Below are 9741 nucleotides of genomic sequence, written 5' to 3'. Positions count from 1 at the left end.
CCGCCCTACCCCTCCCGCGGGAATCCGGCCCGTACGACGAAGCCGCCCTCCCGCGTCGCATGCGCCTCCAGCGTTCCGCCCAGGCTCTGCGCCCGTTCGCGCAGCCCCACCAGGCCGTGCCCGCCGCCGGGCAGCCCGGGCGCCGGTACGGCCGCGTCCGGCGGTCCGTTGCGGATCTCCACCAGCAGCGTCTCCGCGGCGTCCTCCGCCAGCCGTACGCGGACGTGTGCGCCCGGCGCGTGCTTACGGGCGTTGGTCAGTGCTTCCTGCACCGTGCGGAACGCCGCCCGCTCGATGGCCTCGGAGCGCACCGTCCGCTCGTCGCACGCGTTCTCGTACGTCACGTCGAGCGCGCTCAGCTCGATCAGCCGCGGCAGGTCCGCGAGGCGCGGCTGCGGGGTGAGCTCCTCGGTGTCGGCTCCGGCGGCGCGCAGGATGCCGACCATGTGCCGCAGCTCCTCCAGTGTGCGCACGGACAGCTCGCGGATCTTGCGGGTCGCCTCGCGCGCCCCGGCGTCCCCCGTGCTGATCTGCACGGCACCGGCCTGCAGGCTGATCAGGCTGACCTGGTGGGCGACGACGTCGTGCATCTCGCGGGCGAGGCGGGCGCGCTCGGTGGCCAGGACCTGGTCGGCGAGCAGCCGGTCCTCGCGCGCCCGACTGCGCGTCAGCTCGTCCAGCCGGGCGGCGAGCTCGCGCCGTGTGCGGGTGAGCAGGCCGAGCGCGACGGGCGTGGCGGCGGTGACGCACGCGTCGACGAACTGCAGGGCCACCTCGCGCCGGTCGGCGAAGGACAGCTCCGAGATGGGGTACGGCAGGAAGTGCGCGACGGCGAGCAGCGCCGCCGCCCCCACGAGCAGCCGCCGGTCCGGGCGCAGCGTCGCCACCGTGTACAGCGCGATCATCGGGGCGAACCAGATGTAGCCGATGTAGATGCCGGGCAGCGTCACTGCGTAGACGGCGAGCGGGAAGCGCCTGCGCCACAGCAGGGCGACCGCGGCCGCGAGCGACACCCCGAGGTCGAGGCCCGGGCCCGGCCCGTTGACCAGCACCGCGTCCAGGGCGGCGATCAGCACGGGCACCACCAGCGGCAGGGCGGTGCGCACCCGCGGGGGGAGCCGGGCGCCGAGCCGGAGGCCGGCGGGCGCGGTCACGCGGCGCCACCCGGCGGCGCCGCGGCGCTCCGGGACGGTCCGGCACCCTGTCCTTGTCCTTGTCCCTGTCCCTGTCCTTGTCCCTGTCCTTGTCCCTGAGGTTGCGACCGCCCCTGCACGGTGACGAGCCCGGCCCGGTCGGCGACGATCGCGGCCTGGACGCGGTTCAGGCCGCCGAGCTTGCCGAGCACGGCACGGACGTGGTCCTTGACCGTGCTGGGCGCGAGCCCCATGCGCTCCGCGATCTGCGGGTTGGCCAGCCCCGCGCCGAGGTGCGCGAGCACCTCCCGTTCGCGCGGGGTGAGCGCCGCCACGGCCTCGGCGGCGGTCGTCTCGGCCTCGGAGGCGAGGTAGCCGCCGATGACCGCGCGGGTCACGCCGGGGTCCAGGACGCTGCCGCCCGCCGCGAGGGTCCGTACGGCCTGGACGAGCTGCTCCGGGTCGGTGTCCTTGAGGAGGAAGCCGGTCGCGCCGCCGCGCAGGGCCGCCGCCAGGTACTCGTTGGCGTCGAAGGTCGTGAGCATGGCGACGGCGGGCGGCTGCGGGGTGTCGCGCAGTGCGCGCAGGACGGTCAGCCCGTCGACGTCCGGCATCCGGATGTCGAGGAGGACGACGTCGGGGGCGCAGGCGCGCACGGTGGCGACGGCCTCGCCGCCGCCGCAGTCGGCGACCACCTCGATGTCGGGGGCCGTGCCCAGGATCATCCTCAGCCCGGACCGGACGAGCTGTTCGTCGTCCACCACGGCAACACGGATCACCGGCCGTTACCTCTTCCGCTGCCTCTGCCACGCCCGCTGCCCGGTGTCATGCCGCACGCTCCCTGCTCGTCCGCGCCTCGTTCACGACCGGCTAGAGCCGGTTCTTCGTGCTCCGGTTCCGGCCACGCGCCGTGCTCCGGTTCCGGTCACGCCTCCAGCCTGCCGCACGGTTCCGACAACCAGGGCCGAAAACGGAACGTGGCGCTCCCCTCCCGCCGCGCCCTGCGTCGCCCGCCCGTCCCCCCGATGGGCGGAGGCACCCCCTCCGATCGGCGGGGGCGAGCCGGGACTCACGGGGGATTCCGCGGGGGCGTGCGCGCGGGCAGAGTGCTGTCCGTACTGCAGCATGCCGGGACTGACCTACCGGCAGTGAGGTGCTGCGGCACACGGCCGCGGGGCGCCGCATCCCCCACAGGCGGCGGCCCACGGCCGGGGGAAAATCCCCTCTGCACACAGGGGTATGCACAGGGGGCCGAAGCCGCGCTGCGCCGCCGTTTACATGGGCGGCGCCGCCGGCGCCGGCCCCAGCGTCGTCGTGCCCGGCGCGGCCCGGTGCCCCAGCCCCGTGCGGTACGCGTCCAGCGCCGCCTCGACCCGCCCCGTGCGCCGCAGCAGATCGCCCAGCAGCCGGCACAGATCGGCCAGGTCGCCCGCCGCCCCCGTGCGCTCCAGCAGCGACAGCGCCGCGCAGTAGTGCTCCTCCGCCGACTCCGTGAGCCCGCGCTCCTCCGCGATCAGCCCCAGCAGCCGGTGCGCACCGCCCGCGTGCACCGCGCCGCGCTCGGCACCGAGCGCCGACGGCGACAGCAGCGGGCTCAGCAGCCGCTCCGCCTCGCCCGCCTTGCCGCGCCGCCGCAGCACGTCGGCCAGCTCCACCTCCACCTGCACGGTGAACAGCGCCGCCCGCTTGGACGCCAGCATGTCGCGCGCCGTGCGCAGCTCGCTCTCGGCGCCCTCCAGGTCGCCGTTCTGCGCGCGGACGTAGCCGCGCATCCAATGGCAGTGCGCGAGCTCGGTGCGGATGTGCAGCTGCTGGTAGAGCTCCTGGGCCTTGGCGAGCGAGGCGTCCGCCTCCTCGATGCGGCCTTCGGCGATCAGGGTGCGGGCCACGCCCCGGTGCATGCCGGCGACGAGCGCCGGATCGTCCACCTGGGGCGCCAGCGCGAGCGCCAGCTCCGCGGCGTGCGCTGCTCGCGCGTGCGCCCCCATGTCCATGTACGGGGCGATGGAGGCCGTGTAGAGGAGCAGCAGCGCGTCCGGATCGTGCAGCCCCGAGGCGTTCAGCTCGTCGAGCGCCGATTCCAGCAGGTAGCAGGCGTAGCGCAGCTCCCCGGCCAGGAGGTGGGCGGTGGCGCGGCCGCGCAGCGCGGGGACGCGGCGCGGCAGCGGCTCGTCGGCCAGCAGTGCCTCGGCGGCGGCGTAGTGGTCGCGTGCGGGGGAGAGGTCGCCGGTCTCCAGGGCGCAGTCGCCCAGCCCGAGGAGCGCGGCGGCCTGCTCGGGGACGAGTTCCGCGCGGGCCGCTTCCTCGTGCAGCGCCGCGTAGAGCGCGGCGGCGTCCTCGGCGGCGCCGGTGGCCAGGGTGCGGCGGGCGTCGGTGAGGCGCAGGCGCAGCCCGGTGGCCAGGTGGGCGGGGCGGCCGGTGGTGAGCTCGTCGACGGTGGTGCCGAGCCGCTCGGCGAGGTGACGCAGGGCGGTCTCGGAGGGGCGGACGCGCCCGGACTCCAGGGTGGAGATGTAGGCGGCCGTATAGGCGGGCTCGGCCAGCTGCCGCTGGGTGAGGCCCTTGGCCGTGCGCAGCCGCAGCACGCGCCGGCCGATCTCGGCGGGCTCGTCCGCCCGTATGCCGTGGGTGCTGTTCTCGGCCACTGCTGCCCCTCGGTAGGTTACGCCGTGCATGAGCGATGTGAGCTACGTGAGGATGGAACCATGCCGGACGGTCTCGACGGGCAGCATCTCGTGGGGGGCGCACAGAGGCTCGGAGGGGCGCTCGGCGAGGCACCGGCCGGAGCGGCGGTGCCCTCGGTGACCGGCCGGCACCGCCAGCCCGGCCTCGTCCTCACCGACCACCACTTCGACGTGCCGCTCGACCACGACGCCCCCTCCGGCGAGCACATACGCCTCTACGCGCGCGAGGTCGTCGCCTCGGCCCGGCAGCACGACGAACTGCCCTGGCTCCTCTACCTCCAGGGCGGCCCCGGCTTCCCCGCCGGACGCCCCGTCGGCCGCGAGAACTGGCTCGACCGCGCCCTGGAGGACTACCGCGTCCTCCTCCTCGACCAGCGCGGCACCGGCCGCTCCACCCCCGCCACCCGCCAGACGCTCCCGCTCCGCGGCACCCCCGCCCGGCAGGCCGACTACCTCGCGCACTTCCGCGCCGACTCCATCGTCCGCGACTGCGAGCACATCCGGCGGCAGCTGACCGACGGCCGGCCCTGGACCGTCCTCGGCCAGAGCTTCGGCGGCTTCTGCGCGGTCACCTACCTCTCGTACGCGCCCGAGGGCCTGGCCGAGGTGCTGATCACGGGCGGTCTCCCGGGCCTCGACGCCGACGCGGACACCATCTACCGCGCCGCCTACCCGCGCATGGAGCGCAAGACCCTCGCCCACTACGACCGCTATCCCGGCGACGAGGCAGCCGCCCGCCGCATCGCCGCCTACCTCGCGCAGCACGAGGAAGTGCTCGCCGACGGCACCCTCCTGACCGTCGAGGCCTTCCAGCAGCTCGGCATCCTCCTCGGTACCGGCGACGGCTCGCACCGGCTGCACTACCTCCTCGAGGACGCTTTCGTCGACACCACCGCCGGGCCGCGGCTCTCCGACGCCTTCGGAGAGGAGGTCGCGGCGATCCTCTCCCGCGCCCACTGCCCGCTCTACGCACTGCTCCACGAGGCCATTTATGCCCAGGACGGGCAGCCGACGCACTGGTCGGCCGAGCGCGTCCGCGCGGAGTACCCGCAGTTCGACCAGCAGCACGCCGACGGCGGCCGCTTCCTGTTCACCGGGGAGACCGTCCACCCCTGGATGCTGCGCACCCACCCGGCCCTGCGCCCGCTGCGCCGCACCGCCGAACTCCTCGCCGAGCGCAAGGGATGGACGCCGCTGTACGACCCCGAGCGCCTCGCCCGCAACACCGTGCCGGTCGCGGCGGCGGTCTACCACGACGACCTCTACGTCGACACCGAGCACTCGCTGCGCACGGCCCGCGCGATCCGGGGGCTGCGGACGTGGGTCACCGACGAGTACGAACACGACGGCGTACGGGCGAGCGGACGGGTCGTGCTGGACCGGCTGCTGAGGCTCGTACGGGACGACGCGTGAGGTCTCCCGAAGGTTCTTGAGGTTCCTTCGTCCCGTCCATTGCCGGGTGCCTCCCGCGCCCCCTACGTTAAGCCGCGCCTTAAAGCGACTTGACCCGCCGCTTAACAAGGCGGCGGAGCTCGGGAGGAACCCCCCATGAGACGACGAATACCCCTCGCGGCCGGCGGTGTGGCCCTCGCCGCGGCCCTGGCGGCGACGCTCACGTCCCCCGCGGCGGCAGCGAGACCGGACGGACCCGGCAGCCCCGACCGTTCCACCCGCACTGCCTCGTCCGAACGCACGCAGGACGTCGAGTACTTCACCGGCCCCGACGGCCACCCCCGTCACACCACCATTCCCGCGTCACGGCCCCTGCCGCGCCCCCTCGCTCCCACCGCGAAGGGCGACGGGGCCGTCACCCCGGTCGTCACCAACGGCCCCGTCGGCTCCAAGCTCGACGTCGTCTTCATCGGCGACGGCTACACCGCCGACCAGCAGGACGCCTTCCACGCCGCCGTGCGCACCAAGTGGGCCAAGATGTCGGCCGTCGAGCCGTACGCGTCCTACGCGAAGGCCTTCAACGTGTGGGCCGTCGACGCCGTCTCCCGCGAATCCGGCGTCACCAACGACCCGGCCAAGGGCGTCACGAAGGACACCGCCCTGCGGTCGTACTTCTTCTGCGACGACGTGGAGCGGCTGCTGTGCGTCGACACCGCCCGGGTCGAGTCGTACGCGGCGAAGGCGCCGGCCGCCGACCTCGTCGTCGTGCTGTCCAACTCCGCCAAGTACGGCGGCGCCGGCTACAACGACGTGGTCTCCCAGGCCGGTTACGACGGCATCGCCACCGCCTCCTCCGACCACCCCAAGTCCGACCAGGTCGCCGTCCACGAGACCGGGCACTCCCTGGGCAAGCTCGCCGACGAGTACCAGTACGACGAGTACGGCACGTACACCGGCGCCGAGCCGGGCGACATCAACATCAGCACGCTGGACGCGGGGCAGCAGAGCGCGCAGCGCAAGAAGTGGTACCGCTGGATCGGGCGGACGTCACCGGACGGCGGCACGGTTGGCTCGTACGAGGGCGGCGGCTACTACCCCAAGGGCCTCTACCGCCCCACCGAGAACTCGATCATGCGCACGCTGGGGCGGGAGTTCAACCTGCCGGGGCGCGAAGCGATGATCGCGGGCTTCTACCGCCACGCGAGCGTGCTCAGCAGCGACAGCGGCCCGAACGGGACGGTCTCGCGCCGCGAGCGGGTCGTCGTGCGGCCGGTGGTGCCCACGGTGACCGTGCGCTGGTACGTGGACGGGCTGGAGGCCGTGGCCGCCCGCGGCCGGACCGAGATCGTTCCGCGGGCGCTCGGCGTGCCCGGCGACGGCCGCCCGCACACGGTGACGGCGCGCGCCGTCGACCGCACGGACGCGGTCCTCGACCCGGAACTGCGCAAGAGGCTGGCGGGGACGCTGACGTGGAGGGTCACGCGGTGAGAAGCATGAAGTGAAGTCCGCCGCAGCGCGCGCCTTGTGAGGGTCGCCGGGGGGACTGCGCGAACAGCCGCGTCCGGCCCGCGTCCGGCCCGCGTCCGGCCTGTGTCCGGCCCGCAGCCGGCCCGCAGCCGGACCGGCCGGGAAGACGGCGCGGGCGAACCGGCCGCGCGTCCGTGCTTGCGGGCGCGCGGTCCGGGGGACGTGAATGCCATGCGCGCTGCCGACCCCTCGCCCCCACCGCCCGCCATACGCAAGGCCGGCCCGGCCGCAGCCGGCCGGCCCGCACGTGGCACCACCGCGATCCTCGTCATCGCCTGCACGGCCCAGTTCATGGTCATCCTCGACGTGTCGATCGTGAACGTGGCCCTCCCGGCGATCCACGCCGAACTCTGCCTGAGCACCGCCGGCCAGCAGTGGATCGTCAACGCCTACACCCTCGCCTTCGCCGGCCTGCTGCTCCTGGGCGGCCGCGCGGCCGACCTCGTCGGCACCCGCCGCGCCTTCCTCACCGGCGTCACCGCCTTCACCCTCGCCTCGCTGGTCGGCGGCTTCGCCCCCGGCGGCCCCCTGCTGATCGCCGCCCGCGCCGTACAAGGCGTAGGCGGAGCCGTCCTCGCGCCCGCCACCCTCACCCTGATCATGCGGACGTTCACCGAACCGGCCGCCCGGACCCGCGCCATGGGCGCCTGGAGCGCGGTCATGGCGGCGGGCGGGGCGGTCGGCGGCGTCATCGGCGGCGTGCTCACCGAGTACGCGGGGTGGCGGTGGGTGCTGTTCGTCAACGTCCCCATCGGCGCGGGGCTGCTGGCGGCGGCCCTCGTGTGCGTACCGTCCGCCCCCACCGCGCCCGCCGGCCTGCGCCGCCTCGACCTGCCCGGCGCCATGACCGTCACCGCCGGACTGACCGCCCTCGTGCACGGCACCATCGCCACTGAGACGCACGGGTGGGGCGCGCCGCACGTGTGGGGGTCGTTCGTCACCGGGACGCTGCTGCTCGCGGCGTTCGTCGCGATCGAGAGCCGCGTCGCCCACCCGCTCGTACCGCTCGCAGTCCTGCGCCGCCGCACCCTCGCCACCGCCAACCTCCTCGTCCTGGGCATGGGCGCGGCCGCGTTCTCGATGTGGTTCCTGCTCTCCCTGTACTTCCAGCAGGTGCTGGGCCGGAGCGCCATCGGCGCGGGCCTGTCCTTCCTGCCCGGATCGCTCGCGATCGTCGTGGGCGCCCAGGTCTCCACCCGCCTCATCGCCCGCACGGGGCCGCGCCCCCTGATCGTCACGGGCATGACGATCAGCACGGCCGGCTTCGTGTGGCTGTCGCGCATCGGCGAGGCGGGCGGGGGAAGCGGCGCCGGGTCCGGTGCCGGGTACGCGAGTGCCGTGCTCGCCCCGTTCGTCCTGGCCACCCTGGGTGCGGGCCTGTCCCTGGTGCCCGTCACGGCCGCCGCCACCACCGGAACGGCACCCGCCGAGGCGGGCCTGGCCTCCGGGCTCGTCAACTCCTCCCGCCAGATCGGCGGCGCGCTCGGCCTGGCCGCGCTCACCACGCTCGCCGCACACACGACGGCGGCCCGCGCGTCCGGCGACACGGCCACCGACCTGGCCGCCGGCTACGGCAGGGCGCTGCTGATCGCCTCCGCGTTCACGGCGTGCGCGGCGCTGGGGGCACTGGCGCTGCCGGGCCGCCGGAGCAATGCCAAGGCCGAGACCACGTGACGGAGGGCTCCGTGTCAGCTCCGTTCCCGGTATCGAGCTGCCGTCGTCGCGGCGCCCTTGAGCGTAAACCGGGCGCCCCGGCTGCCCGCTGCTCCCTGATCAGGGACGATGCGTCTGATCGCGGAGGCAGAGGCCGCCGCCCGGGAAGGGAAGCACGTTGATGAGTGGGTTCGGCAGGAGACAGGACGTCAGGCAGGTCGACGCGGAACGGATCCTCGCGGAAGCGCGCAAGGCCCTCTTCGTGATGGCCGGTTTCGTGGCCCTCCTCTGGGCGGTTCAGCTCGTCAACTGGAGCAGCGACTACGCCCTCTCCCGCGACTACGGCATCGCCCCGGGCGACATCGGCAGGCTTCCCGACATCTTTGCCGCCTCCTTCCTCCACTGGAACTGGATGCACATCGAGGCCAACTCCGGCCCTCTCTTCGTCTTCGGCTTCCTCGCCGCCTACCGCGGCGTGGCCCGCTTCCTCGGGCTGAACGTCCTGGTGGCGGTCACCTGCGGCCTCGCGGTGTGGGTGTTCGAGGACGAGACCCACCGGACGGTCGGCGCCAGCGGCCTCGTCTACGGGTTCTTCGCTTACGTCGTCGTCCGGGGCCTGATCGACCGGCACCTGATCGACACCGTCATCGGCGTCGTCATGGGCGCTTCGTACGCCTACCTGCTCACCCTGGCGGTCCCCGGCACCCCCGGCATCAGCTGGCTCGGCCACCTGGGCGGCCTGATCGGCGGCGTGGCGGGCGCATGGCTCTTCCGAGACCGAGCCGGAACCCGGGCCCGCAAGCGGGACGGCACCGGGAGCCCCGCTCCGGCCGCCCCGGCCAACCTTCCGGCCCGCACAACGGACAACCCGCGAGCGGCCCTTTACAAGGAGCTAGACGACCTGGGGTTGTTGTAGGCGGCGGTCGGCATCGTGGGGGCGGGGGCGTGTCGCTTACCCGCCGAAGGAACTCCTGAGGTCGCAGACCTCTGCTCAGGCCACTGTGGCAGTCGGCTGCCGTCCGGGGTCGCTTATCTACCGTCCTACGACCCGGGTCGGTTGATTTCCGCCCCCGGAAGGCCGCCACCCCCACCATCCACAGCCGGACGAGTGACCACGACGGCGGCGAGCCGAGCGAAGCGCCCACGACGGGCTCAGGCACATCGCGGCAGCTGCCGGCTCCCCCTCAGCCACGACCGGAGCGCAAGGTCTCCTCACGCAGCCGCATCCGCGACGGCAGGAGTACGGCGGCCGACCTCCCACCGGCCGCACAGCCAACGCTCCCGGCCCGAGCCCCCACCTCTCCCCCTGCTGCCGGCCTGTTCTGACCCGCACCCGGCCCGCGGATCCCAGC

General features: G+C 74.2%; 7 protein-coding genes. 4 read left to right on the top strand and 3 right to left on the bottom strand.

What is annotated here, in order from left to right:
- Nucleotides 1-5: 5 nt before the first annotated feature.
- The 3 genes from ACSNOG_RS30085 to ACSNOG_RS30075 all read right to left on the bottom strand — a co-directional run bounded on the left by ACSNOG_RS30085 (nt 6) and on the right by ACSNOG_RS30075 (nt 3808).
- Nucleotides 6-1154: a sensor histidine kinase gene (locus ACSNOG_RS30085; protein ID WP_436755865.1), complete on the bottom strand. Its 1149-nt coding sequence runs from the start codon at nt 1152-1154 to the stop codon at nt 6-8.
- Nucleotides 1151-1912: a response regulator gene (locus ACSNOG_RS30080; protein ID WP_436755864.1), complete on the bottom strand. Its 762-nt coding sequence runs from the start codon at nt 1910-1912 to the stop codon at nt 1151-1153. Before ACSNOG_RS30080 ends, ACSNOG_RS30085 begins: the two co-directional genes overlap by 4 nt.
- A 495-nt stretch (nt 1913-2407) precedes the next feature.
- Entirely contained in the window at nt 2408-3808 is a 1401-nt protein-coding gene (locus ACSNOG_RS30075; RefSeq protein ID WP_436755863.1) for a helix-turn-helix domain-containing protein, read from the bottom strand.
- Nucleotides 3809-3838: 30 nt separating this feature from the next.
- On the opposite strand from ACSNOG_RS30075, the gene ACSNOG_RS30070 reads away from it, so the two are divergent.
- The 4 genes from ACSNOG_RS30070 (at nt 3839) to ACSNOG_RS30055 (ending at nt 9305) form a co-directional block, all read left to right on the top strand.
- Nucleotides 3839-5230, top strand: coding sequence for an alpha/beta fold hydrolase (locus tag ACSNOG_RS30070; RefSeq protein WP_436755862.1), 1392 nt, complete (start codon nt 3839-3841; stop codon nt 5228-5230).
- A 135-nt stretch (nt 5231-5365) separates the two neighbouring features.
- The gene (locus tag ACSNOG_RS30065; protein ID WP_436755861.1) at nt 5366-6697 is read left to right on the top strand and encodes a M64 family metallopeptidase; all 1332 of its coding nucleotides are present in this window, start codon (nt 5366-5368) and stop codon (nt 6695-6697) included.
- 210 nt (nt 6698-6907) lie between these two features.
- Nucleotides 6908-8410 (top strand): DHA2 family efflux MFS transporter permease subunit, encoded by a 1503-nt coding sequence (locus tag ACSNOG_RS30060; RefSeq protein WP_436755860.1) that lies wholly within the window; start codon nt 6908-6910, stop codon nt 8408-8410.
- A gap of 160 nt (nt 8411-8570) precedes the next feature.
- Entirely contained in the window at nt 8571-9305 is a 735-nt protein-coding gene (locus tag ACSNOG_RS30055) for a rhomboid family intramembrane serine protease (protein ID WP_436755859.1), read from the top strand.
- Nucleotides 9306-9741: the final 436 nt, after the last annotated feature.

It is taken from the genome of Streptomyces sp. URMC 124, assembly GCF_051386455.1.
In the GTDB taxonomy this organism is placed as follows: domain Bacteria; phylum Actinomycetota; class Actinomycetes; order Streptomycetales; family Streptomycetaceae; genus Streptomyces.
This window is presented reverse-complemented; position numbering and strand designations above follow the sequence as displayed.